The sequence below is a fragment of the Rhodococcus sp. 05-339-2 genome, assembly GCF_002258965.1.
Classification (GTDB): domain Bacteria; phylum Actinomycetota; class Actinomycetes; order Mycobacteriales; family Mycobacteriaceae; genus Rhodococcoides.
In genome coordinates, this window is record NZ_NOYW01000018.1 from 579,243 (window position 1) to 603,546 (window position 24,304).

Consider the following 24,304-nt stretch of genomic DNA (forward strand, 5'->3'; position numbering starts at 1 on the left):
TTTCTTGCGGTACAAACACAGATAGCCAACGAGGAACAGTCTAAGCACTGCCTCGTTGGCTACTGCACTATTGCTGCGAGTCGGGTGCGCACCGGCGCGTCGAACGGTGCATCGGTGACATCCTCGCGTCTCCGAAGACTATCGACGCAGACCCAGACGCTCGATGAGCGAACGGTAGCGGGTGACGTCGACCTTCGCGATGTACTTGAGCAGACGACGCCGACGTCCGACCAGCAGCAGCAGGCCGCGGCGGGAGTGGTGGTCGTGCTTGTGCGTCTTGAGGTGCTCGGTCAAGTCGACGATGCGCTTGGTGAGCATTGCAACCTGCGCCTCGGGCGAGCCCGTGTCGGTGGGGTGCAAGCCGTACTCGCCGAGAACGGCCTTCTTCTGTTCGGTGGTCAATGCCACTGGTACTACTCCTGATCAATGACGTCCGCGTGAAAGGAAGCAACGCGCCCCGATCGAACGACCGAGGTCGACACGACGGGATCGAAGCCGGTACAGCCGCCACGGACCGCAGCGTGCACCGAGGGGACAGCCTATCAGGCCGTGCTCGCCGCCAGGATCGAGCGGGCACGCTCGGCGTCGCGGCCCATTTCCTCCACGAGAGCTTCCATCGAGTCGAACTTCTCCATGCCCCGTAGTCGGTCGACGAAGTCGACTGCCACATGTTGCCCGTACAGGTCGGCCTCGCCGTCGAGCACGAATGCCTCGACGGTTCTGGTGCGCCCCGAGAACGTGGGATTGGTGCCCACGGACACCGCCGCAGGGTGCCGCTCCCCCGGAGTGACCGTCCCCATGATCGGGCCGGGCCCGAGCACGGTGAACCACGCCGCGTAGACGCCGTCCGCAGGAATGGCCGAGTACATGGGCGGCGCGACATTGGCTGTGGGATAACCCATCTGACGACCCCGGCCGTCGCCGTGCACGACGACACCCTCCACGCGATGCGGCCGTCCGAGCGCGGCGGCGGCTGCGGCGACGTCTCCGGCATCCACGCACGATCTGATGTACGTGGATGAGAACGTCACGGCATGCTCGGCGAGCAGGTTTACTCCGTCCACCGCGAATCCCGATCGTTCGCCGATCTTCCGGAGCATCGGCACCGTGCCGAGCGCCTTCTTGCCGTAGGTGAAGTTCTCACCGACGACGACCTCGGCAACGTGGAGCCGTTCGATCAGGATCTCGTGCACGTACCGCTCGGGGGTGAGTTTCATCAACTCGGGCGTGAACGGCATCACACAGAACACGTCGATTCCCAGTTCCTCGGCGAGTTCGGCTCGTCTCGTCAGGGTGGTCAACTGCGCGGGATGACTTCCCGGCCGCACGACCTCCATCGGGTGCGGATCGAATGTCATGAGCACGCTGGGAACGCCGCGCTTCTTCGCGGCGCCCACCGCTCGCTCGATCAGCTGTGCGTGCCCGCGGTGAACGCCGTCGAAGACGCCGATCGTGAGCACGCATCTGCCCCAGTCGGCAGGTACATCGTCGAGACCTCGCCATCTCTGCACACCGCGAAGCCTACGGCCCGACGGCCGCTCGGTCACTCTCGGACAGGCGTGTCGCGTGCGGTAGCTATGGACAAAAAGGTATCCCCACGGTAAATATTTCGGGGTGCCTAACTTATTTCTTCGCCAGCGTGGATTTCACGCCGGACGGATTCTCGCGAGCTGGGCCGTGGTTGGACTACTGGTAGCAGCGTCGACGGGCTGCGCCCGCGCCGTCGGAGAGGACGATCCGACTGTGCTCGACGACGACAGACCCTTGGTTCTGACGACCTTCACCGTCCTCGCCGACATGGCCGCCAATGTGGCCGGCGACCACCTTCGAGTGGAATCGATCACAAAAGCCGGCGCCGAGATCCACGGCTACGAGCCGACACCGGGAGACCTACGCACCGCGGAGCAGGCCGAGTTGATCCTGGACAACGGGCTCGGGCTGGAGGCCTGGTTCGAGAAATTCGTCGAGCGCATCCCCGCACCGCATGCCGTGGTGAGTGCGAACGTGGATCCGATCTACATCCGCGACGACGCGTACGCGGGCAAAGCGAACCCCCACGCGTGGATGTCCCCCGTCGTGGCCGAGACGTACGTCGAGAACATCGCCGACGCGTTCGTTGCGCTCGACCCCGCCAACACCGACGACTACCGCGCGAACGCAGCGGCGTACGTCGAGCAACTCCGCCGGGTCGGTGCCGAGCTGGACGCCGATCTCTCCGGACTGCCCGCTCGTCAACGTGCGCTGGTCACCTGTGAGGGCGCATTCGGGTATCTGGCTCGTGACTTCGATCTGCAGGAGGCGTACCTGTGGCCGGTCAACGCCGAGCAGGAAGGCACGCCGAAACAGGTGGTGCGCACCATCGATTTCGTTCGTGACAACGACGTACCCGCCGTGTTCTGCGAGTCGACCGTCTCGGACAAGGCGCAGCTGCAGGTCGCCGAGGACACCGGCGCGCGGTTCGGCGGACAGCTCTACGTCGATTCACTGAGCGATGCGGCCGGCCCCGTCCCCACGTACCTGGACCTACTGCGCTACGACGCACGGTTGATCGCCGACGCACTGGTGGGAGAACGATGAGCGAGCACACTGGCGCCCCGAATCACAGGGCCCCGCACGAGAACGAGGCAGCGCTTGCGGTGGACACCGTCAATGTCCGATACCGCGACGTCGTGGCGCTCACCGATGCCAGTCTGACGCTCGCACCGGGCCGGGTGTGTGGGTTGGTCGGCATGAACGGATCGGGCAAGTCGACGCTGTTCAAGGCCGTCATGGGAGTGGTCAAGCCGAACTCCGGATCGATCACCGTGTTCGGCGGCGACCCGGCTCGGGCGCGCAAGGCAGGAACGGTGAGCTACGTACCCCAGGCCGAATCCGTCGACTGGACGTTCCCGATCAGCGTGCGCGACGTGGTGATGATGGGCCGATACGGGAAGCAGAATTTTCTTCGCACTCCCCGAGCAGCCGATCGACGGGCCGTCGACGAGGCTCTCGAGCGCGTCGACCTGGCCGAACTCGCGAGCCGACAGATCGGTCAGCTCTCCGGCGGTCAACGCAAGCGTGCGTTCGTCGCCCGCGCCATCGCCCAGGAGGCGTCGTTGCTGTTGCTCGACGAGCCCTTCGCCGGCGTGGACAAGAAGACCGAAGCCACCATCACCCGGCTGCTCCGCGAACTCGCCGCACACGGCGCCTCGGTTCTCGTGTCGACGCACGATCTCCATGCTCTGCCGGATCTGTGCGACGAGGCGATTCTGCTGCAGCAACGGGTGCTGATGCACGGCAGTCCCGCCGAGGTACTGCGTCCGGAGAACCTGGCGCTGGCCTTCGGCATCGACCCGTCGAAGGTCGACCAACTCGGTGCAGGCAATCGAACCCAGGCCACCCCGACCACGGAAGCGAGCTGAACCGTGTATCTCGTCGATTTTCTCGTCGAACCACTCGAATACACCTTCATGCAGCGGGCCCTCCTGGTGACCGTGACCGCCTCGATCGTGTGCGCGGTGCTGAGCTGCTGGCTCGTTCTCATCGGGTGGTCGCTGATGGGCGACGCCGTCTCGCACGCCGTGCTGCCCGGCGTCGCATTGTCCTATCTGCTCGGTGCACCGTTCGCGATCGGCGCTCTTCTGTTCGCCCTCATCGCGGTCGGTGCCATCGGGGTCGTGCGCAACACCACCATCGTCAAGGAGGACGCCGCCATCGGCGTCGTCTTCACCACCTTGTTCGCGCTCGGTGTCGTCCTGATCTCCAAGTTTCCGAGCCAGATCGACCTCAACCACATCCTGTTCGGCAATCTGCTCGGCGTCTCGCAGGCGGACATGATCCAGGTGTTCGTACTCGGCGGCATCGCGTTGGCCGTCATGATCGTCAAGCGTCGGGACTTCACTCTCTTCGCCTTCGACCGCACCCAGGCCCGCGCCGTCGGCATCAATCCGACGGTGATCTCGGCCGTGATGCTGACCTTGCTGGCTTTGACGACCGTGGTGGCACTTCAGGCCGTCGGCGTGATTCTCGTGGTGGCCATGCTCATCACCCCAGGTGCATCGGCATATCTGCTCACGCACAGCTTCGGCCGCATGCTGGTACTGGCACCGCTTGTTTCGGTGGGTTGCGCGCTGGTGGGAATCTACGCCAGCTTCTATCTCGACGTGTCCTCCGGTGGCAGCGTCGTGCTCACTCAGGGGTTGGTCTTCGTCCTTGCCTACCTCTTCAGCCCCTCACAGGGCATCGTCGTCCTCGCCGTGCGCCGACGCGGACAGGTACCGGTGGCTCCGGCCGGGTGAGATGTCTTTTTCCATTGGATTGCCTAAGCTCGGCGACGTGGCGCAACGAAAAGACGATCCCGCACCGGCCGACGAGGGCGTCCAGCTGTCCGCGGTTGCGCAGGATTACCTCAAGGTCATCTGGACGGCCAGTGAGTGGAGCGAGGACTCCGTCAGCACCAAGATGCTCTCCGAGCGCATCGGCGTTTCCGCATCGACGGTGTCCGAGGCGATTCGCAAGCTCGCCGACCAGGGCATGGTCGACCACGCCCGCTACGGAGCCATCTCGTTGACCGAGAAGGGCCGCCTGGCTGCCATCGGCATGGTGCGTCGGCACCGTCTGATCGAGACCTATCTGGTCCGGGAACTGGGGTACGGCTGGGACGAAGTGCACGACGAGGCAGAGATTCTCGAACATGCAGTCTCGGATCTGATGATGGATCGAATCGACGCCAAATTGGGTCACCCCGAACGGGACCCGCACGGCGACCCGATTCCGTCGGTGGACGGTGCGATCGAGACTCCGTCCGCGACTCGCCTGAGCGAGTACCTCGACGGACAATCCGGCCGAGTCGCCAGAATTTCCGATTCCGATCCGGCCATGCTCCGCTACTTCGATTCCGTCGGCATCACGCTGGACCTGCCGATCACGGTGGTCGAACGACGTGACTACGCCGGCACCGTCGCCATCGAGCTCGCCCGCACCGACGCCACCGACTCGATCGACCTCGGGCACCGCGCCGCCGAAGCGATCTGGATGGTTCCGGCGAACTGACGTCGGTTCGCTTCAGTGTCCGCGCAAGGTCGCGGGGCGCACCACCATGACCGAACTGGCGCGCTTGCCCTTCTCCTGAAGCAGAGCGATGGTGTGACCCGTGGGATCGACCGCCGCGTACACCCCGTCGATTCCGACCGGATCCAGCCACCTTCCCTGGCTCAACGACTCCGCCTCACCCGCGTCGATCTGCCGGTGCGGAAAGGCCGTTCGCGCCGCCTGGTCGATGTCCAGGCTCACGGCCGGGTTCTCGGCCAGCTCTTCGAGCGTCCGCGCATGGTCGAGGGTGAAGGGTCCGACGCGAGTGCGACGCAGCACGGTCAGGTGGCCGCCGACGCCGAGTGCAGCGCCGAGATCGCGCGCCAGGGCACGCACATACGTCCCGGACGTGCAGTCCACCTCGACATCGAGGTCGACGAATGCCGATTCGTTGTCCGCGACATCGCGCCTGGCCGTCACGTCGAATCGGGTGACGCTGACCTTGCGGGCGGCGAGGGTGAACTCCTCACCTGCGCGGGACAGTTTGTGGGCGCGTTGCCCGTCGACCTTGATGGCGCTGACGCTCGCAGGCACCTGCTCGATGTCGCCCGTCAGGGCAGCGATGGCGGCCTGGATCTCGGAGTCGGAGACGTGCACGGCCGAGACATCGGCCAGCACGTCGCCCTCGGCGTCGTCGGTCGTCGTGCTCCGGCCGAGCCGGATGGTCGCGGTGTAGGACTTGGTGGTCAGCGAGAGCAATCCCAGCATCTTGGTCGCACGCTCCACGCCGAGCACCAGCACGCCCGTCGCCATGGGGTCCAGAGTCCCCGCGTGGCCGACCTTCCTGGTGCGCAACAGTTTTCGACACGACGCCACCACGTCGTGGCTCGTCACACCCGGCCCCTTGTCGACCACCAAGAGGCCGGCACCGACGAGACCGGACGAAATCTTTTCACGGGCACTCACGAGAGAGCATTGTGCCAGGCCCGCGAATCCGGCCGTCACATCACCGAGATCGCCGTCATCACCAGACCGCCGGCCACCATCCAGCGACCGTCGAACGCCGACAGAGGCGGGCCGGAGACGGTGTCGCCCGGCACCAACAACTCGGAATGGAACGTTCCCGAGAGGTCGTCGCCGGAGCCGGTTCGCTCGAAGGTGATGTGCGCGTCCTCGAAACCGAGCCACCGTCCGGTCAACGGCTCCCAGGCCTTGTACGTCGCTTCCTTGGCACAGAACAACACTCGGTCCCAGTGGATGTCCTCACGACCGGCCGTCTCCAGCCACTCCCGCTCGGCCGGCAGGCTCACCGCCTCGAGCACGCCGTCGGGCAAGGGGCCGTGCGGCTCGGCGTCGATCCCCACCGACCGCACCTGCATCGAATAGGCCAGCACCGCGCCGCGATAGCCGTCGCAGTGGGTCAAGGATCCGACCACACCCTTCGGCCACTGCGGTGCACCGGACTTGCCGCGCATGATCGGCGCGGGCTCCACGCCCAACTTCTCCATCGCCACCCGAGCACAGTGTCGAGCCGAGGTGAACTCACGCTTGCGCTTGTCCACCGCCTTGGCCACCAGCGGAGCTTCGAGCGGATGCGGCGTCAAACCCGGTGGGTCCGCGAACAATTCGGCCGAGACGACGCCGTTGGGAAGTATCGATTCGATCACTTGCCTGCCCTCATCTTCTCTACCTCTGCCTCCATCTCGGGCGTCACCGTGAAGTGTCCGCCCCACTTGTTCAACGCACCCGGCGGATACTCGGGGACCGGAAGAATCTGGCGCAGAACGTTCTTCGGCAGGCCGCGGCGCTGCCATTCGCGCGGGTAACCCACCGACACCTCCTCGAAGCGAACGCCGTCGTAGTAGGTCGTCCGCGGGATGTGCAGGTGTCCGTACACCGAGCAGATCGCGTTGTACCGCGTGTGCCAATCCGCCGTCAGAGTGGACCCGCACCACAGCGCGAACTCCGGGTAGAACAGCACCTCGGTGGGCTGCCGGACCATCGGGAAGTGGTTGATCAACACGGTCGGAACGGAGGTGTCCAACGCATCGAGACGCTCCCGGGTGGCGTCGATCCGCGCGTGGCACCAGGCATCTCGCGTCGCGTACGGCTGCGAGGACAGCAGGAATTCGTCGGTGGCGACGACGTTCTTCTCTCGCGCGATCGCCAGGCCGTGCTCCTTGTCGCGCGCTCCCTGGGGCAAGAACGTGTAGTCGTACAGCAAAAACATCGGCACGATCGTCGCCGGGCCGCCTTCACCCTCCCAACGCAGGTACGGATCCTCCGGGGTGACGACGTCGATCTCGCGGCACAGGTTGACCAGGTACTCGTAGCGGGCGGCACCGTGGATCTGGACAGGATCTTTCACCGTCGTCCAAAGCTCGTGATTTCCGGGAACCCAGATGACCTTCGCGAAACGGCTACGGAGCAGTTCGAGCGCCCACTTGATGTCGTCGGTCTTCTCCGACACGTCGCCGGCAACGATCAGCCAGTCGTCGGGAGATTCGGGAAAGATGTCCTCGGTCACGGGTCGGTTACCCCGATGTCCGACGTGAATGTCGCTCACTGCCCACAGCTTCGCTGCCACTGAAAATTCCTTCCGATGCGCTCGGCCGCCGGCGTCGAATCGCCAGAACCGTCCGAGAACGTACCAACGTCCAATACTCCATGCAGATTCCGCGCAGTGTCCGGGCGGGGTGACGCGGCGATTCGGTCGACGACCGGACGGTGTTGCTCACCGACACCGAGATCGAGTCGGAAGACCCGCAGATTCGGGTATATGGTGCCTCTCATGACTTGTTTGCGGAAGTTTTCTGGGATTGCGCCCCGATGACAGTGCCCCCGGTCCGCGTTCGTGACGCCGCAGCCCTCCTCGGTGTCAGTGACGACACCGTGCGCAGATGGATCGACAGCGGAGCGCTGCCCGCGCTCGAGGACGAGACCGGACGCAAGGTCATCGCCGGTCGCGACCTCGCGGACTACGCACGCGAACATGCCGTTCCTCCGCCCGAGATCTCGTCGGGTGGCAGCTCCGCCCGCAACCGGCTCGTGGGTTTGGTCACCGAGGTCGTCTCGGACGCGGTGATGAGCGAGGTGAGCATGCAGTGCGGGCCGTTCACGATCGTGTCGCTGATGAGCACCCGATCGGTTCGCGAACTGGGGCTCGAGCCCGGCAAGGTCACCGTCGCTGTCGTCAAGGCGACCACCGTCATCGTCGAGACACCGTAGAACGCAGGAGATGTTCGTGAAGACAATGCGCCAGGTATCCGCCCTCGTGGTTGCAGCCACCCTGATGCTCGTCGGATGCAGCTCGCAGTCCGATTCGACAACGCCCGATGCGGCCTCGGACGCCCATGCAGTCGGAGGCGAGATCACGGTCTTCGCCGCAGCATCGCTTCGCGCGACGTTCACCGATCTCGGTACCCGCTTCGAGGCCGAACACCCCGGAACCTCGGTGGAGTTCAGTTTCGCGGGTTCGTCCGATCTGGCCGCACAGCTGATCTCCGGCGCGCCCGCCGACGTCTTCGCCTCCGCGGATACGAAGAACATGACCGCGACGGTCGACGAGAATCTGGTGGCCGGCAGTCCCGTCGACTTCGCGTCCAACACTCTGACCATCGTGACCGCCCCCGGAAACCCGAACCGCATAGCCTCGTTCGCCGATCTGGCGAACCCCGATGTTCTGACCGTGATCTGCGCGCCCCAGGTGCCCTGCGGTGCGGCGACGGCCGCGGTCGAGACCGCAACCGGCACGCTCGTCCCGGCCGTGAGCGAGGAATCCTCGGTCACCGACGTACTGGGCAAGGTCACCTCGGGGCAGGCCGATGCCGGACTGGTCTACGTCACCGACGCCGCCGGAGCAGGCGCAGCCGTGACCACGGTGCCCTTCGAGGAGTCGAGCGAGGCCGTCAACACCTACCCGATCGCGACACTGCGAGGTTCCGGCAACCCCGACACAGCGCGCGCATTCACCGAGTTCGTCACCGGACCCGACGGCCGAGACGTGCTCGGTCGAGCCGGTTTCGCGGCACCGTGACCGCCAGAGCCGTCGACGGCGGGCAACCATCGGCAGGACGCCGTCCGACCGTCGGGGTACCGCCGTGGATATTCGCACCGGCCGCCGTGGGCGCCCTGCTCGTCGTGTTGCCGTTGGCCGCGATGTTCACCCGAATCGACTGGTCGAATTTTCTCGAACTCGTCACCTCCGAATCCGCCGTCGCAGCACTGGTTCTGAGCCTGAAGACAGCGACGGCCAGCACCGCAGTGTGCGTGCTTCTGGGCGTGCCGATGGCAATCGTGCTCTCGCGCAGCTCGATTCGTGGGCTGTCGATCCTTCGCTCTCTCGTCGTACTGCCCTTGGTTCTTCCCCCGGTGGTCGGCGGCATCGCGCTGCTCTACACCTTCGGACGCCAAGGCCTGTTGGGCGAGCACCTCGAAGCCTTCGGTATTCGAATAGCGTTCACCACCTCGGCCGTCGTGTTGGCGCAGGTGTTCGTGTCGCTCCCCTTCCTCGTCGTCGGCGTCGAGGGTGCCCTCCGTACGGCCGGCGACCGATACGACGTGGTGGCTGCCGCCCTCGGTGCCACCCCCACGACCGTCCTACGGCGGGTCACCGTTCCACTGATTCTTCCCGGACTGATGTCCGGAACAGTCCTCGCCTTCGCCCGCGCACTCGGAGAATTCGGCGCGACGTTGACCTTCGCCGGTTCTCTCGAAGGTGTGACCAGGACGCTACCGCTGGAAATCTACCTGCAGCGCGAGAGCGACCCCGATGCCGCGGTGGCGCTGTCGCTGGTGCTGATTCTGGTCGCGGCACTCGTTGTCGTCACCGCACGCGGCACCCGATCGTCGGGAACGCTGTGAGTTCACTACACCTGAGGGCCACCCTCGGTATCCGCGGCATCGATCTCGAACTCGATGCCCGCGAGGGCGAGACGGTGGCTGTTCTGGGGCCGAACGGGGCGGGCAAATCGACACTGCTGCAACTCGTCTCGGGCGTGGTGGCACCCGACCACGGAATCGTCCGACTGGGCGAGGACGTGTTGACCGACACCGCCTCGAACACCGCCGTGCCGATTCATGCGCGAGGCGTTGCGACCCTCGCTCAGGAAGCTCTGCTGTTTCCTCACATGGACGCTCGCACGAACGTGGCCTTCGCACCACGCAGCGCCGGCGCGGACCGCGCCACCGCCCGGACAGTCGCCGATACCTGGCTCGACGCCGTCGGAGCCTCCCACCTGGCCGATCGCCGCCCTGCGCAGTTGTCCGGCGGCCAGGCCCAACGTATCGCCATCGCGCGCGCTCTCGCGGCCGATCCACGCCTGTTGCTGCTCGACGAACCCCTGGCGGCACTGGATGTCGACACGGCACCGGGCATTCGGCGCGTGCTGCGCACAGTGTTGCGCGAGAGCGGTCGCACGGCCTTGATCGTGACCCACGACCTGCTCGACGTCGTTGCACTCGCCGATTCCGTCGCAGTCGTCGACGGCGGGCGCGTCGTCGAGCGAGGCTCGGTCACCGAGGTCCTCACTGCCCCCCGCAGCGAATTCGGTGCCCGCATCGCCGGGGTGAACCTGATCTCGGGACGGGCCGTCGACGCCGACGACTCGACGTCCCTGACCACCGCCTGGGGAGTGACGGTGCACGGCTCCGGGCGGCACGCCACCGACACTCCACTGGTAGCGGTGTTCTCCCCCGCCGCTGTGTCGGTACACCCGACACCACCGCATGCAAGCCCCCGCAACGTGTTCGAGGTGGTGATCGAGGAGATGGAGGTGCAGGGCTCCGGCATTCGTGTTCGGTCACGTCCGCAACCCGACGGTTCCCCCGGCATGGCCGCCGACATCACCCCGGCTGCGGTAGCGGATCTCGGGCTCGAGCCCGGACGCAGCGTGTTCTTCGTCGTCAAGAGCCACGAGGTGGCGTTGCACCCCGCGTTGCCGTCGCAGCCCTGACCGACGGTCAGTGGCGTAGTTGGCGGTCGCTGCCGACGACCAGCCACTTACCGGACAGCACCCGTCCCGCGACGGCGAGCATGCGTAGCCCGACGAAGACCCCGAGCCCGGTCCAGATCCCGACCAACCCCCAGTCGAACACCAGAGCCGACCAGATGAACGGTAGAAAGCCCACGACGGCGCACGCCATTGTCGCGTTCCGCAGAAACGCAGCATCGCCACTGCCGAGCAGCACTCCGTCCAGCGCGAACACCACGCCCGCAACGGGAATGATCGCCACGAAGATCCACCAGATCGCATGCATCTCGTCGATGACCGATGCGTCGGTGGTGAACAACTCCGGGACGAACGAGCGTCCGACCGCGAACACGCCTGCGAGGACGACCGCGAACACCGTCGACCATGCGGTCAGCCGCCACGCGAGTGCGCGCGCGTCGTCGGTCCTGCTCGCGCCGAGGGCGGCACCCACCAGGGTCTGAGCGGCAATCGCCAAGGAATCGAGCATCAGGGACACCAGGTTCCACATGTGCAGGACCACCTGATTGGCGGCGACCGACGCCGCACCGAAGCGCGACGCGACCGCGGCGGCAGACAGGAAGCAGGCCTGGAACGCCAGGCTGCGCACGATCAGGTCGCGTCCCAACACCAGCTGCGCGCGCATCACCGACCAGCGCGGGCGCAACTCGGTGCTCGCTCGCACGACTGCGAACACGAACAGCGCACCGGCGAGGCCCTGCCCGATCACGTTGGCCACGGCCGATCCCACCAGCTCCAGACGCGGGAATCCGAGCAGCCCATGAACCAGCAGTGGGCACAGAACTGCCGACACACCGAAGCCGAACACGACGAAACGCAGTGGGGTCACCGCGTTCTGGACTCCGCGCATCCATCCGTTCCCGGCCAGAGACACCAGGATGAACGGCACACCCAGCAGAGCCACCCGTAGCCACGCGAGAGCCTCGGCGGCGATGTCGCCGCCTCCGGTGAGTACCGACACCACGGGCTCTGCCGCGAGTTGCATCACCGCGACGATGGCGATACCGATCGCGAAGGCCAACCAGGTTGCCTGCACACCCTCGCCGACAGCATCACGTTCGCGACCGGCACCGTGCATACGAGCCGCTCGCGCGGTCGTGCCGTAGGACAGAAAGGTCAGCTGGGTGCTGACCTGGGCCAGCACGAGCCCGCCGATCGCCAGGCCCGCGAGGGCCAAGGCACCCAGCCTGCCGATCACGGCTGCGTCGAACAACAGGTAGAGAGGTTCGGCGGCGAGGACGCCGAGGGAGGGCAGCGACAGGCCGAGAATCTTTCGAGCGGTGACCGGAGTGGAGCTCACGACGTGGACAAGGCTCCGCGCAGCGCTTCGATCACGTCGGACAATTCGCCGGTCGCGGTGTAGCCGGCTGCATTCCGGTGCCCGCCGCCGCCGAGTTCGCACGCCACAGCCGAGACGTCGACCTCGGTCTTCGAGCGCAGGGAAACCACCCAGATCGAGCCGAAGTCCTGTTGCTTGAGCACGGCGGCCACCTCGGCTTCGGAGGTGGTGCGCACGATGTCGATCACGCTCTCGATCTCCTCGGAGCGCAACCCGGCCGAATCCTCGCTGCGAATCACGGCGTACACCAGCCCGCGTCCGTCGACGGCATCGGGAATCAGCGAGGCCGAACCCAGCACCGAACCGAGCATCGGGAGCCACTCGAACGGATGGGTGTCGAGCAGTTTGCGAGCGATGTGGGCACCGTCGATGCCCGTCGCCAGCAGTCGTTCGGCCAGCAGGTGCGACCCGGGACGAACCCACCGGAACGAACCGGTGTCGGTGACCAGGCCCGCGAACAGCAGGTGCGCCAGATCTGCGTCGATCTCCACACCCCACTGGTCCAACATCCGCGCGATCACAGCGGTGGTCGACTCCGCGGAGGCATCCACCACGTTGACCGTTCCGAATCGGGTGTTGCTGCGGTGATGATCGATCACGAGGCTCGCCGACGCGGAATCGAGCCGATCGCCCAGCGAACCCAGCCGACCCCGACTTCCGGCGTCGACGGTGACCACCAGGTCGACGGTGTCCGTGACCTTGTCGGCGTCGACGAGAAGGTGCCTTCCCGGCAGCTCGTCCATCGACTCGGGCAGAGACGACGGAGCTGCGAACGCCACCTGGACCCTCGCACCGCGACGTTCGAGTACCGAACCGAGCGCGAGCCCACTGCCGATCGTGTCGGCATCGGGCTGAACGTGACACAGCACGGTCACCGAGGATGCACGTTCGAGCATCTCGATCGCCCCGGTCAGATCCTCGTCGGTCTCCGACACCGACCCCGAACCATCGGCCATGTCAGTCGGCTTCGGCGGGCTCGACGTCTGCAGGCTCGCGCGGGGCTTTGTATGGGTCGGGGTCGCCTGCGGGCTTGGCGTTCGCACGGGCGCGGGCCAGTTCCTCGTCGGCCACTCGGGCGCGTTCGAGAAGGTCTTCCATGTGGCGTGCGGTGTCGGGCACCGTGTCGGTCACGAACGTCAACGTCGGCGTGTACCGCACACCCGTTCCTGCCCCGACCTTCGAGCGCAGGACGCCCTTGGCCTTCTCGAGTCCTGCTGCGGCAGCCTGCAGGTCGGGCGGAGTATCGAGGTCTTCACCCATGACGGTGTAGTACACCGTTGCGTCGTGCAGGTCGGCGGTCACCTTGGTATCGGTGATGGTCACGAACGCCAGCCGGGGATCCTTGATCTCGTGATCGATCGCCGTCGCAACGATGGCGGCGATTCGCTTGGACAACTTTCGAGCCCTGGCCTGATCCACCACGACAATCACACTCCTCTTTCATGGCCGGACGTCGATTCTCGCGACGTACCGACGGTTGTGCACTCCACCTCTGCCGGACAGTGCTCGGCACAGGCACCGGATCAATCCTCGGGTCCGAAGATTCTCCGGCGTACCGCCAACAGTTCCAGATCGTTGCGTTCGGCGACATGCCGTTCGCACTCGTCCAGTTTGTCGTGCAGTAGATCTACATCGGTACCGGCTGCAGCGACCCCCAGCAGGGACCGCCGAATACGTTCTCGCTCACCGGTTTCGGCCGCCGACACTCCCAGCCGTTGGAGATCACCGAGGACCGGTTCCACCATCGACCTTTTCTCGGCGAGCGAACGCACGTCCCCCAACAACACGTCCAACTCCAAAGCACCCAGATACACGCTGACGTCCTTCGATCAGCTTCGACGACAAAGCCGGTGGTGGTACAGCTGTCGTACCACCACCGGCTCGAAAGTCGGAGCGCAGTGTCACTCCCCTGGCTTCACCACCGAGCCGACGCGACCGGATGCGGAGCCGAACGGCTCCGCATCGGTTCTAGTCGCGCGGCTTTTCACGGAGTTCGTACGCCTCGATGACATCGCCCACCTTGATGTCGGAGTACGTCACCGTCAAACCACACTCGTATCCCTCACGAACCTCCGTCGCGTCGTCCTTCTCGCGGCGGAGAGAGGAGATCGTGACGGTTTCCGCGACAACTGCACTGTCTCGGATGAGCCGCGCCTTTGCGTTGCGACGGATCGTACCGGAGGTGACGAGGCAACCGGCGATGTTTCCGACCTTGGAGGAACGGAACAGCGCGCGGATCTCGGCCTGCCCGAGGGCGACCTCCTCGTACACCGGCTTGAGCATGCCCTTGAGGGCCTTCTCGATCTCGTCGATGGCCTGGTAGATCACCGAGTAGTACCGGATGTCGACGCCTTCGCGGTTGGCCAGCTCGGTGGCCTTGCCCTCCGCTCGAACGTTGAAGCCGATGATGATCGCGTTGGATGCCGACGCCAGGTTGACGTTGGTCTCCGTGACGCCACCGACACCGCGGTCGATGACGCGCAGCTCCACCTCGTCGTCGATCTCGATACCGAGCAGCGCCTCTTCGAGTGCTTCCACGGTTCCCGAGTTGTCGCCCTTGAGGATCAAGTTCAGCTGCGAGGTCTCCTTCAGAGCTGCATCGAGATCGTCGAGGCTGATGCGCTTGCGGCTCTTGGCAGCCAACGCATTGCGCTTGCGCGCATTTCGACGGTCGGCGATCTGACGGGCGATCCGATCCTCGTCGACGACCAACAGGTTGTCGCCTGCACCGGGCACCGACGTGAAGCCGATGACCTGCACCGGACGGGACGGCATCGCTTCGGTGACGTCCTCGCCGTGCTCGTCGACCATTCGACGAACGCGTCCGTACGCGTCGCCTGCGACGATCGAGTCACCGACCCGGAGCGTTCCGCGAGCGATGAGCACGGTCGCGACGGGGCCACGACCACGGTCGAGGTGCGCCTCGATGGCGACACCCTGCGCGTCCATGTCCGGGTTGGCACGCAGATCGAGCGACGCGTCGGCCGTCAGCAGCACCGCTTCGAGGAGGGCATCGATGTTGGTGCCCTGCTTGGCGGAGATGTCGACGAACATCGTCTCGCCGCCGTATTCCTCGGCGACCAGACCGTATTCGGTGAGCTGCTGCCGGATCTTGTCCGGGTTCGCGCCTTCCTTGTCGATCTTGTTCACCGCGACCACGATCGGCACGTCGGCCGCCTGGGCGTGGTTGATGGCCTCCACCGTCTGCGGCATGACGCCGTCGTCGGCTGCGACCACGAGGATCGCGAGGTCGGTGGCCTTGGCACCACGGGCACGCATGGCCGTGAAGGCCTCGTGACCGGGGGTATCGATGAACGTCACGAGACGCTCGTTGCCCTCGAGCTCGGTCAGCACCTGGTAGGCACCGATGTGCTGCGTGATTCCGCCTGCCTCGCCTTCGCGCACCGTGGTGTTACGAATCGAGTCGAGCAGTCGCGTCTTACCGTGATCGACGTGGCCCATGACGGTGACGACCGGGGGACGCTGTTCCAGGTCTTCCTCGCCGCCGGCATCCTCGCCGTAGGTGAGGTCGAACGAGTCGAGCAGCTCACGATCCTCGTCCTCGGGGCTGACGACCTGAACGACGTAGTTCATCTCGCCGCCGAGAAGCTCCAGCGTCTCGTCGTTGACGGACTGCGTCGCGGTGACCATCTCGCCGAGGTTGAACAGGGCCTGCACGAGTGCGGCTGGGTTCGCGTCGATCTTGTCCGCGAAGTCCGACAGCGATGCGCCGCGGGCGAGACGGATGGTCTCACCGTTGCCGCGGGGCAGCCTGACGCCGCCGACTGCGGGAGCCTGCATGCTCTCGTACTCGGCGCGTTTCGCCCGCTTCGACTTGCGGCCACGACGAACTGCTCCGCCGGGACGACCGAATGCACCTGCTGCTGCGCCGCGCTGACCGGGGCGTCCACCGCCGCCGGGACGGCCGCGGAAACCACCTGCGGGAGCTCCGCCTGCGGGGGCACCACCGGGAGCACCGGGAGCGCCGCCGCCGCGGTAACCACCGCCACCACCGCCGCCGCCGGGACGTCCGCCCGGAGCGCCACCGGGACGACCGGGACGACCTGCTGCGGGACCGGGACGTGCCGAACGGGTCGGCATGGCACCGGGGTTGGGGCGAGGAGGCATCGAGCCCGGGCTCGGACGAGGTCCGGCCTGGCCCGGTGCGGGACGGGGCCCACCCTGGCCGGGAGCCGGACGAGTGCCACCGGACGGTGTTGCGGGACGGGGTCCACCCTGTCCGGGAGCCGGCCGTCCGCCACCGGGGCGCGGAGCACCGGGTGCGGGACGGGGAGCCGGTCGCTCCACGGGAGCCGAGGAGTACGGGTTGTTACCGACACGCGGAGCCTTGGGACCGGGCTTGGGGCCGGGACCTGCTGGCTTGGGAGCTGCCGGGGCCGGTGCAGCGTCGCTGGTCGCAGCCGACGCGGCCGGAGCCTGCTCGACCGGAGCGGCGGGCGCTGCTGGCGAAGGGGTCGGCGCTGCCGGGGCCGGAGCCGGTGCGGCTGCCGGAGTTGCGGGTGCAGCGGGAGCTGCCTCCGCCGGAGCTTGCGCTGCGGGTGCTTCCGGCTCTGCCGGACGGGGTGCCGGCTTGGGGCCGGGACGGGGTCCGCCCGGTTTCGCTGCGCCCGGCTTCGCGGTGCTGCCTGCAGCGCGATCGGCCGCTGCGCGACCGTTCGGTGCAGCTGCGGCGGGTGCGGACGCGTCCGCACCGTCGGACGGGAAGGATTCACGAAGTCGACGTGCCACTGGGGCTTCGACTGTGGATGATGCGGACTTGACGAACTCGCCCTGCTCTTTGAGCCGTGCGAGTAGTTCCTTGCTGGTGACACCGAGTTCTTTTGCCAACTCGTGCACGCGGGCCTTGCCTGCCACTGCTCTCCTCACTGAGAGGCCGAGCGAGGCTTGGTGCCCGCACGACCTCGGGTTATCTCCGATGGACGTTCATCGTTGGTGCTTCACGGTGTGCTCATCAGTGCTGTTGCCTGTTCTTGTCGACGGGTGTTGCTCTTGTCGTGTTCTCGGCCTGCAGCTGCTCGTACTCGTCGAGCACGACTGTCACTGCGGACGAGTCCACATTTCCCGATATCCGAAACGCACGACCGAAGACTCGGCGTCGTTCCGCATTGTGCAGGCATTCTCGGCTGTAGTGCAACCACGCACCACGGCCGGACATCGAATGCCGGACGTCGGGGACGAGAGCGAATTCGTGCGAACCAGCTTCTCGAACCACGATCCTCAACAGATCGGCGGCCGGCAGTCGCTCCCTGCACCCGATGCATGTACGAATCGGCCGGCTTGTCACCACCGGATACTCGCGTTCATGCCTCTGGGCCGAGAGGTCGTTACCGAACCATCGACCACTCTACCGCTGTATTGCCCCGAACTCCGCATTCCGGCCCTATGCGCTGGTCGTCTCGGGTGCCGCCGCATCGCTGCGGATGTCGATGCGCCAGCCGGTCAATCGAGCGGCAAGTCGAGCGTTCTGCCCTTCCTTGCCGATGGCCAGAGAAAGCTGGTACTCGGGAACCACGACCCGGGCCGCGCGAGCAACCGCGTCGACGACCGTCACAGAGACAACCTTCGACGGGGACAGTGCATTCCCGACGAACGTGGCCGGATCCTCGTCGAAATCGATGATGTCGATCTTCTCGCCGGCAAGTTCGCTCATCACGTTGCGCACGCGCTGCCCCATCGGCCCGATGCACGCGCCTTTGGCGTTGAGACCGGACACGGTGGAGGCAACGGCGATCTTCGAGCGGTGCCCCGACTCGCGGGCCACTGCGACGATGTCGACCGAACCGTCGGCGATCTCGGGCACCTCGAGGGCGAACAGCTTGCGCACCAGATTCGGATGGGTGCGCGACAACGTGATCTGCGGACCCCGATTACCTCGGGCGACTCCGACGACGTAGCACTTGATTCGTTCGCCGTGCTCGTAGCTTTCACCCGGCACCTGCTCGGCGGGCGGCAGGAGGCCGTCGGCTCCGTTGGCGTCACTGCCGATGCGGACGATGACGGTGCCCTTGGCGTTGGCGCGCGTGTCGCGCTGGATGACGCCGTTGACGATCTCGCCCTCGTGTGTGGCGTACTCACCGAACGACCGCTCGTGCTCGGCGTCGCGCAGGCGCTGCAGGATGACCTGACGCGCCGTGGTCGCCGCGATGCGTCCGAAGCCTTCCGGGGTGTCGTCCCACTCGGAGATCACATTGCCGTCGGCGTCGATTTCCTTGGCCATCACTCGAACGGAACCGGTCTTGCGATCGACGTCGATCCACGCGTTGGACTGGTGCCCCTCGGTGTGCCTGTAGGCCGTCAGCAACGCGGTCTGAATCGTCGAGATCACCATCTCGATCGGAATTCCCTTGTCCGCCTCGATGGCACGCAATGCGGCAATGTCGATATTCACTTGTCCGACCCTTCTTCCGGTGCTTCCACGTCCACGATCTCATCGGTGTTCGCGGGTGACGGCCGACCTCCGACCACACCACCCGCCAGGTCCATCTCTTCGGCACTCGGCCGCGAGAACTCCACCTGTACAACAGCTTTCACTACATCGGACAGTGCAACGGAGCGAGTCGCCAGCACACCCTTCTCCTTGGTCACCACGGTGACCGAATCACCGTCGAGCACGCCCACGCGACCGTCGAACTTGCCGTCGCCGAGCTCGATACGCACCTTGCGTCCGCGGGCCCGACGCCAATGCCGAGCCTCGGTCAGCGGGCGGTCGATTCCGGGGGTGGTGACTTCCAGGGTGTACGGGGCTTCCCCGAAATCGGTCACGGCATCGAAGGCGTCCGAGATCTCGCGGCTCAGTTCCGGGAGCGCGTCGAGGTCGATTCCCTCTTCGCGATCGACCATGATCCGCACTGCACTGTGTTTTCCTGCGGCGACGACGTTCACGTCTTCGAGGTCGTAACCCCGTTCCCGAACGAGGTCGGCGAGCAGTTCGACAACCCTTTCCTTGGACGGAACAGGCATGTCGCGAACTCCTCGTGTGTAGTTGTGGGCGATCCGGCGTGCGGCAGCCGGACTGCGTTTGGTGAACCAACAGCCTACCGCCCCGCAGGCACTGCTCGTGACCACGATCGGTCGACGCGACACACGGGCACGGCGCGTGCCGGCGCTGCGGTCTGGCACGATATCGGAGTGCCAACGCCGACCGTCCCCTTCGCGCTCAGTCGCCGCGGGTTGTTCCGACTCGCCGGTGCCGCCGTACTGTCGGCGACCACCGTTTCCACGATGGTCGCCTGCGGCAGAGAAGAGATCTCGGGTCCTGCCCTCGATACTCTGACCGCGCAGTTGCGCGCAGCCCGAGCCGATGCCGCCGATGCGACCGCGGCCGCGGCCGTGATCGCCGACTACGCGGCCGCACTCGGAATCGTTGCGGCGCAGCGGACCGAACACGCCGATGCGCTCGACACCGAGATCGCCCGCGCCACCGGCACCTCGGCCGACACGTCGTCGGTCACGGCCACCACCACACCGGCTCCCACGACGCCGCCGCCCGACCTGGCCGCCGTACGGGAGATGTTGACTGCGTCCGCTCGCAGCGCAGCGGATGCGGCTCGCAACGAAAGTGGTTACCGGGCAGGCCTTCTCGGATCGATCAGCGCCTCGTGCACCGTCTCGGCCCTGGTGGTTCTGGCATGAGCGATCTCGGTCCGGAACAGCAAGGCCTGGTCGACGCCCTGCACGCGGAGTACGCGGCGGTGTTCGCCTACGGCGTCGTCGCGGCGTTCTCCAACCCGACGCGCGCCGAGCTGGTGGCGTCGAACACTGCCGCTCACCGCGCGCGCCGAGACGCGACCATCGATGCGCTCCAGGCGGCGAGCGTCACTGTGCCACTGCCCGACCCGGCGTACGCGTCCCCGTTCCCGGTGACCGACGCGATCTCGGCTGCGCAGTTGGCCGCGCAGGCGGAGATCGACACGAGCATCGCGTGGCGTTCGTCGATCGAACGCAGCCGGTCGGGAGCGACCCGCGACATGGCGGTGCAGGCACTGACCGACGCCGCGGTTCGCCTCGCGACGTGGCAGCAGATTCTGGGCGTCAGTCCGTCGTCGACGGCGTTTCCCGGCCAACCGTGATCGCGCCTGCCGGTCCGGCGGAACGTCCCGGCATGAACAGCGCCGCCACGAGTCCGATCGTCACTGCCCCTGCACCGACCAGCAGTGCCGGTGCCAGGGCGTCGGTGTAACCGGTGGGCGTCAGTGATCCACCCGCTCCGATGAACACCGCAGTCAGCACCGCGATGCCGAGCGCGATACCCACCTCCCGCACGGTGGAGTTCGCGCTGCTCGCGGTGGCGTGATCGTCGTCCTTCATATCGCGCAGCACCGCCGTGGCGGACGGAGCGAACGTCAGTCCCATGCCCACTCCGGCCATCAGCAACGCCGGGACCATCGCCGGGTACTCGGTATCGGGTCCCAGAATCAGCGCCATCCACACGAGCGAGACCGACTGCAGCGCCAGGCCGCCGACCAGTAGTCCGCGCAGGCCGACGCGCTCGGCGAGCAGACCGGCGATCGGTGCGACCACCATCGGTGCGGCAGTCCACGGCAGTGTGCGTAGTCCGGCCTGGAACGGCGTGTAGTTCATGACGATCTGCAGGTACTGCGCGAGGAGGAACACCGCACCGAACATGCCGAGCGAGAACATGATTCCGATGATGTTGGCGATAATGAAGCTGCGCGAACGGAACAGGGCAAGGGGCAGCACCGAGTATCGGGTGCGCGAGGCACGCAGGACGAAGGCCACGAGCAGTACCGCCGAGCCGATGAAGCCGGCGAGCACCGTCGCCGACGCCCACCCGTCGTCGTTGCCGTGCACCACCGCCCAGATCAGGAGGAAGACTCCGCCGCCCGAGAGGAGCACGCCGAGCAGATCCAGCGGTTGGCTACGCCCTGCGGTTTCCTTCAGCGCGATGTACGCCAGCGGTATTGCGACGAGTGCCACCGGTACGTTGATCCAGAAGATCGCCTGCCATGAGATCCCGTCGACGACGGCTCCGCCGACCACCGGCCCCAGTGCGACGCCGAGGCCGGAGACTCCTCCCCAGATACCGATTGCCATCGCACGCTTGCCCACCGGCACGACCGCGGCGAGCAGGGCCAGGGACAAGGGCATGATCGCGGCAGCACCGATTCCTTGTACTGCGCGTGCCGCGATGAGCATCGCTGGAGTCGTGGCGAGCGCGCTGGCAACAGAGGCGGCGGTGAAGACGGCGATTCCGCCGAGGAACACCGCGCGTCTGCCCCATCGGTCACCGAGCGTCGCCGCTGTGAGCATGAACGTCGCGAAGCTGAGGGTGTACGCGTTGAGGAACCACTGCAGTTGTCCGACAGAGGCGTTCAGATCCTGCTGGATGACCGGGAGTGCACTGGTCATCACGAGATTGTCGAGCGTTGCCATGAACATCGGCAGGGATGCTGCGACGATGCCGAGCCACACCGGAACGTTCCGAGTGGCCGGTTGCACTGCAGGCGGAGAGGTTGTGGCGGTCATGGTGGACGTCCCGTCTCGGAGCTTGTAAGCATCGAATGATTACTTAATCCAGACCGTAAGTTATCGACTGATAACCTGTCAACATGTCCGACGCCTCGATCGCCAAGCCCAGAGCCACCCGGATGGACGCGGCCGACCGCCGCGAACTCGTCCTCGACGCCGCGACACAGGCGTTCGCACGCGGGGGTTACGCCGGAACGAGTACCGACGCAGTGGCGAAACTGGCCGGCGTATCGCAGCCGTACGTGGTCCGTATGTTCGGAACCAAGGTCGAATTGTTCCGGCTCGTGTTCCAACGCTCCATCGACGGCATCATGACGGCGTTCGACCGAGTCCTGGCTTCGGGCCCCCTCGACCCGACCGACGACCGGACCTGGGCCGACCTCGGGGGTGCCTACGCCGACCTGGTGGCCGATCGTGACCTGTTGATGGTCATGATGCACGGGTTCGGCGCAGGGGCGGTACCCGAGATCGGCCGGCAGGCCCGAGAAGGAATGGGCGCGATCTACAGCCAGATCCGCAACGGAACGGGCTGTTCGGAAGATCAGGCACGCGCGTTCATCGCGCACGGAATGCTTCTCAACGTCCTGATGTCGATGCAGGCACCGGAGCATCCCGAGGACAGCGCCGGACTGCACGAGATGACGATGTGCGCGTTCGGGACGAAGCTCGTTCCGACCGATCCCGGAGCGCTGTGACGATCAGGGACGCATCTCGTACCGACCGTCGTACGAGACGACCTCGTTCCAGACCGTCTCGAAACGGCCTTCGTCGACCACCGGCTTGCGAATCGCATCCAGAGCCCACTGTTGTTGTGCAGCAGTCGACGACGGCTTCCCGTACAGCGCGACGGCGTAACCGGAGAAGTCCCTGATCTGGAAATCGAAGATCTGGTCCATCATCTCGGTCGAGATCTCGTCGGCCTGCTCGAGCAGAAGGTGACCGTAGACGACGAGCGAGAACAGGTGGCCGACCACGAGCAGGAAGTCGAGGTCCTTCTGCTGCGCTTCGTCGGGCGCGCACTCGGCGAGAAACGCCCTGAACGCCTGCGCCTGCTCGTAGAACCGTCCGACATTGGGGATACCGGAGTGCTTCCGGTACACCGGATTCCAGTCGTGGAACCGCACCGAACTCGCACCCCTTGCCGGGCCCTGAGCGAAGAAGAAGCTGTCGTCCACCGGCTCGGTCCGAGTGCCGACATCGGGGTAGTCGGTGGGCGAGAACATGTAGGCAGGCATGAACTTGAGCATCAGGGCGACGTTGACGTGCACGGTGCCCTCGAGTTTGGGAAGTGTTCCGATCAACTGGGCTGCCTCACGGAAGTAGGTGTTCTTCTCGTACCCCTTGGCCGCGATGACGTCGTGCAACAGACGGACGACCGTTTCGCCCTCCGAGGTGACCTTGGCCTTGGTCATCGGATTGAACAGGAGGTAGCGCCGATCCTCGGCTCCCGCGCCGCGGAAGTAGTCCAGCGCCCGAGCACTGAACAGCTTCATGGCGATCAGACGCGAGTAGCCGTCGACGAATGCGCTGCGCACGTGCGGGAAGTCGGTGACGCGATTGCCGTACAGAATTCGGTTGTTCGCGTGCGTGATCGCCTCGTAGAACGCGTGCTCGCAGATGCCGATGGAGCCGGTGCAGAGGTTGAATTTGCCGACGTTGACCGTGTTCAGCGCGGCCGAGAACGCATCGGAACCGGTGTGCAGGATGTCCTGCTGCCGGACGGGGTAGTTCTCGAGCGCGAACGTGCTGACGTACATCTGCCCGTGGACGACGCTCTCGCGAAGCCGATAGGCCGGATGCGAGCTGTCGGCCACGAAGAACACGTACGAATCGGGTCCGTCCACGTCGGTGCGTCGGCCGAACACCGAGACCATGCCCGCAACGTTGCCGTTTCCGATGTAGTACTTCTCCCCCGACGCGGTGAACTCGAGCTCGGAATCCTCGGACGCGGGCGTCAACAGCATGTCCGTGGAGTAGACATCGGCTCCGTGTGCGCGCTCGGACAGTCCGAACGCCATCACACCGCCGCGGTCCAGCTCGCGTGCGGCGCGGCGTTTGGCGTCGTCGTTCGCACTCATCCAGATGGGGCCCAGACCCAGCACGGTGACCTGCCAGGTGTACCAGTAGGCCAGTCCGTAGAACCCGAGAACCTCGCTCAGGGCAGCGTTGCGTGCAGCGTCCCACCGCGTGTTCGGCGATCCCTCCGCGTACGCGGCGGGCGTGGAGAAGGTCGCGAACAGCTTCTTCTCGGCGACGAATTCGAGAAAGTCGGCCGGCCAGACGCTGTCCAGATCGTCGGCCAGGAGTCTGCCCTTGCCGCGACTTTCGAACCACTCGATCAGTGCGCGCAGTTGTCGGCGAGATTCCTCGTCCAGTTCGGCCGGATCGAACGTTGTCGGATCGAACAGCGCATACTGAGCCACGGTGTGACCTCTCCTAGTCGGTGACCCGAAGC

At 65.9% G+C, this 24,304-nt stretch carries 25 protein-coding genes and 1 pseudogene; 11 read left to right on the top strand and 15 right to left on the bottom strand.

All coding sequences use genetic code 11. The annotated features are described in order from the left end of the window. Positions 1 to 138: 138 nt before the first annotated feature. Complete coding sequence (gene rpsO, locus CH273_RS20420; protein ID WP_032397847.1) at positions 139 to 408, bottom strand: 30S ribosomal protein S15; 270 nt, start codon at positions 406 to 408, stop codon at positions 139 to 141. Positions 409 to 542: 134 nt separating this feature from the next. Beyond that, positions 543 to 1,511, bottom strand: coding sequence for a bifunctional riboflavin kinase/FAD synthetase (locus CH273_RS20425; RefSeq protein ID WP_176459297.1), 969 nt, complete (start codon positions 1,509 to 1,511; stop codon positions 543 to 545). A gap of 103 nt (positions 1,512 to 1,614) precedes the next feature. Here CH273_RS20425 and CH273_RS20430 point away from each other — a divergent pair, with 103 nt between their 5' ends. Genes CH273_RS20430 through CH273_RS20445 form a run of 4 tightly spaced genes read left to right on the top strand, consistent with a single transcriptional unit; the run spans position 1,615 to position 5,031 of the window. After that, complete coding sequence (locus tag CH273_RS20430; protein WP_032397845.1) at positions 1,615 to 2,577, top strand: metal ABC transporter substrate-binding protein; 963 nt, start codon at positions 1,615 to 1,617, stop codon at positions 2,575 to 2,577. Further along, positions 2,574 to 3,401 carry a metal ABC transporter ATP-binding protein gene (locus CH273_RS20435; protein ID WP_052050301.1) on the top strand — a complete coding sequence of 276 codons (828 nt, stop codon included), beginning with the start codon at positions 2,574 to 2,576 and terminating at the stop codon, positions 3,399 to 3,401. Before CH273_RS20430 ends, CH273_RS20435 begins: the two co-directional genes overlap by 4 nt. A gap of 3 nt (positions 3,402 to 3,404) precedes the next feature. Beyond that, positions 3,405 to 4,277, top strand: a complete 873-nt coding sequence (locus CH273_RS20440; protein WP_032397844.1) for a metal ABC transporter permease — start codon at positions 3,405 to 3,407, stop codon at positions 4,275 to 4,277. A gap of 1 nt (position 4,278) precedes the next feature. Next, on the top strand, positions 4,279 to 5,031 hold the full coding sequence (locus tag CH273_RS20445) for a metal-dependent transcriptional regulator (protein WP_371828393.1): 753 nt from the start codon (positions 4,279 to 4,281) through the stop codon (positions 5,029 to 5,031). 12 nt (positions 5,032 to 5,043) lie between these two features. Here the strand turns inward: CH273_RS20445 and truB are convergent, their stop codons facing one another. From truB to CH273_RS20460, 3 genes are read right to left on the bottom strand one after another with little or no spacing between them, the layout of a single operon-like run. Further along, positions 5,044 to 5,976 carry a tRNA pseudouridine(55) synthase TruB gene (gene truB / locus CH273_RS20450; protein WP_032398375.1) on the bottom strand — a complete coding sequence of 311 codons (933 nt, stop codon included), beginning with the start codon at positions 5,974 to 5,976 and terminating at the stop codon, positions 5,044 to 5,046. Positions 5,977 to 6,011: 35 nt separating this feature from the next. Further along, on the bottom strand, positions 6,012 to 6,677 hold the full coding sequence (npt, locus tag CH273_RS20455) for a 4'-phosphopantetheinyl transferase Npt (protein WP_032397842.1): 666 nt from the start codon (positions 6,675 to 6,677) through the stop codon (positions 6,012 to 6,014). Continuing rightward, positions 6,674 to 7,597, bottom strand: a complete 924-nt coding sequence (locus CH273_RS20460; RefSeq protein ID WP_032397841.1) for a metallophosphoesterase family protein — start codon at positions 7,595 to 7,597, stop codon at positions 6,674 to 6,676. Before CH273_RS20460 ends, npt begins: the two co-directional genes overlap by 4 nt. A gap of 242 nt (positions 7,598 to 7,839) precedes the next feature. Here CH273_RS20460 and CH273_RS20465 point away from each other — a divergent pair, with 242 nt between their 5' ends. Genes CH273_RS20465 through CH273_RS20480 form a run of 4 tightly spaced genes read left to right on the top strand, consistent with a single transcriptional unit; the run spans position 7,840 to position 10,964 of the window. Further along, positions 7,840 to 8,238 (top strand): TOBE domain-containing protein, encoded by a 399-nt coding sequence (locus CH273_RS20465; RefSeq protein ID WP_032398374.1) that lies wholly within the window; start codon positions 7,840 to 7,842, stop codon positions 8,236 to 8,238. A gap of 10 nt (positions 8,239 to 8,248) precedes the next feature. Next, positions 8,249 to 9,046, top strand: coding sequence for a molybdate ABC transporter substrate-binding protein (gene modA, locus CH273_RS20470; protein ID WP_371828392.1), 798 nt, complete (start codon positions 8,249 to 8,251; stop codon positions 9,044 to 9,046). After that, positions 9,043 to 9,873: an ABC transporter permease gene (locus tag CH273_RS20475; RefSeq protein ID WP_032397840.1), complete on the top strand. Its 831-nt coding sequence runs from the start codon at positions 9,043 to 9,045 to the stop codon at positions 9,871 to 9,873. Before modA ends, CH273_RS20475 begins: the two co-directional genes overlap by 4 nt. Continuing rightward, positions 9,870 to 10,964: a sulfate/molybdate ABC transporter ATP-binding protein gene (locus tag CH273_RS20480; RefSeq protein ID WP_094638049.1), complete on the top strand. Its 1,095-nt coding sequence runs from the start codon at positions 9,870 to 9,872 to the stop codon at positions 10,962 to 10,964. The genes CH273_RS20475 and CH273_RS20480 overlap by 4 nt, the downstream gene beginning before the upstream one ends. Positions 10,965 to 10,971: 7 nt before the next feature. Here the strand turns inward: CH273_RS20480 and CH273_RS20485 are convergent, their stop codons facing one another. The 8 genes and pseudogenes from CH273_RS20485 to rimP all read right to left on the bottom strand — a co-directional run bounded on the left by CH273_RS20485 (position 10,972) and on the right by rimP (position 19,320). Then, a complete protein-coding gene (locus CH273_RS20485; protein ID WP_032397839.1) occupies positions 10,972 to 12,300 on the bottom strand; it encodes an MATE family efflux transporter in 1,329 nt (442 codons plus the stop codon). After that, entirely contained in the window at positions 12,297 to 13,295 is a 999-nt protein-coding gene (locus CH273_RS20490; RefSeq protein WP_032397838.1) for a DHH family phosphoesterase, read from the bottom strand. The genes CH273_RS20485 and CH273_RS20490 overlap by 4 nt, the downstream gene beginning before the upstream one ends. Position 13,296: 1 nt before the next feature. Then, a complete protein-coding gene (gene rbfA / locus CH273_RS20495) occupies positions 13,297 to 13,761 on the bottom strand; it encodes a 30S ribosome-binding factor RbfA (RefSeq protein ID WP_032398371.1) in 465 nt (154 codons plus the stop codon). Between the two features lie 101 nt (positions 13,762 to 13,862). Beyond that, the gene (locus CH273_RS20500) at positions 13,863 to 14,153 is read right to left on the bottom strand and encodes a DUF503 domain-containing protein (RefSeq protein WP_032397837.1); all 291 of its coding nucleotides are present in this window, start codon (positions 14,151 to 14,153) and stop codon (positions 13,863 to 13,865) included. Between the two features lie 154 nt (positions 14,154 to 14,307). Then, the gene (gene infB / locus CH273_RS20505; protein WP_032397836.1) at positions 14,308 to 17,214 is read right to left on the bottom strand and encodes a translation initiation factor IF-2; all 2,907 of its coding nucleotides are present in this window, start codon (positions 17,212 to 17,214) and stop codon (positions 14,308 to 14,310) included. A gap of 220 nt (positions 17,215 to 17,434) precedes the next feature. Then, positions 17,435 to 17,647, bottom strand: a pseudogene (locus CH273_RS28495) (YlxR family protein); the annotation flags it as partial. Between the two features lie 93 nt (positions 17,648 to 17,740). Then, positions 17,741 to 18,748 (bottom strand): transcription termination factor NusA, encoded by a 1,008-nt coding sequence (gene nusA, locus CH273_RS20515; RefSeq protein WP_032397835.1) that lies wholly within the window; start codon positions 18,746 to 18,748, stop codon positions 17,741 to 17,743. Next, entirely contained in the window at positions 18,745 to 19,320 is a 576-nt protein-coding gene (rimP, locus tag CH273_RS20520) for a ribosome maturation factor RimP (protein WP_032398369.1), read from the bottom strand. The genes nusA and rimP overlap by 4 nt, the downstream gene beginning before the upstream one ends. Before the next feature lie 168 nt (positions 19,321 to 19,488). Here rimP and CH273_RS20525 point away from each other — a divergent pair, with 168 nt between their 5' ends. Together CH273_RS20525 and CH273_RS20530 are read left to right on the top strand one after the other, a co-directional pair. Beyond that, positions 19,489 to 19,992, top strand: a complete 504-nt coding sequence (locus CH273_RS20525) for a hypothetical protein (protein WP_032397834.1) — start codon at positions 19,489 to 19,491, stop codon at positions 19,990 to 19,992. Next, positions 19,989 to 20,429, top strand: a complete 441-nt coding sequence (locus tag CH273_RS20530) for a ferritin-like domain-containing protein (protein WP_032397833.1) — start codon at positions 19,989 to 19,991, stop codon at positions 20,427 to 20,429. Before CH273_RS20525 ends, CH273_RS20530 begins: the two co-directional genes overlap by 4 nt. Here the strand turns inward: CH273_RS20530 and CH273_RS20535 are convergent. Further along, on the bottom strand, positions 20,392 to 21,846 hold the full coding sequence (locus CH273_RS20535) for an MFS transporter (RefSeq protein WP_032398368.1): 1,455 nt from the start codon (positions 21,844 to 21,846) through the stop codon (positions 20,392 to 20,394). The genes CH273_RS20530 and CH273_RS20535 overlap by 38 nt on opposite strands. 83 nt (positions 21,847 to 21,929) lie before the next feature. Here CH273_RS20535 and CH273_RS20540 point away from each other — a divergent pair, with 83 nt between their 5' ends. Further along, the gene (locus tag CH273_RS20540) at positions 21,930 to 22,544 is read left to right on the top strand and encodes a TetR/AcrR family transcriptional regulator (protein ID WP_032397832.1); all 615 of its coding nucleotides are present in this window, start codon (positions 21,930 to 21,932) and stop codon (positions 22,542 to 22,544) included. 3 nt (positions 22,545 to 22,547) lie between these two features. On the opposite strand, the gene CH273_RS20545 is transcribed toward CH273_RS20540, so the two are convergent. After that, positions 22,548 to 24,272: an acyl-CoA dehydrogenase family protein gene (locus CH273_RS20545; protein WP_032397831.1), complete on the bottom strand. Its 1,725-nt coding sequence runs from the start codon at positions 24,270 to 24,272 to the stop codon at positions 22,548 to 22,550. Positions 24,273 to 24,304 lie beyond the last annotated feature (32 nt).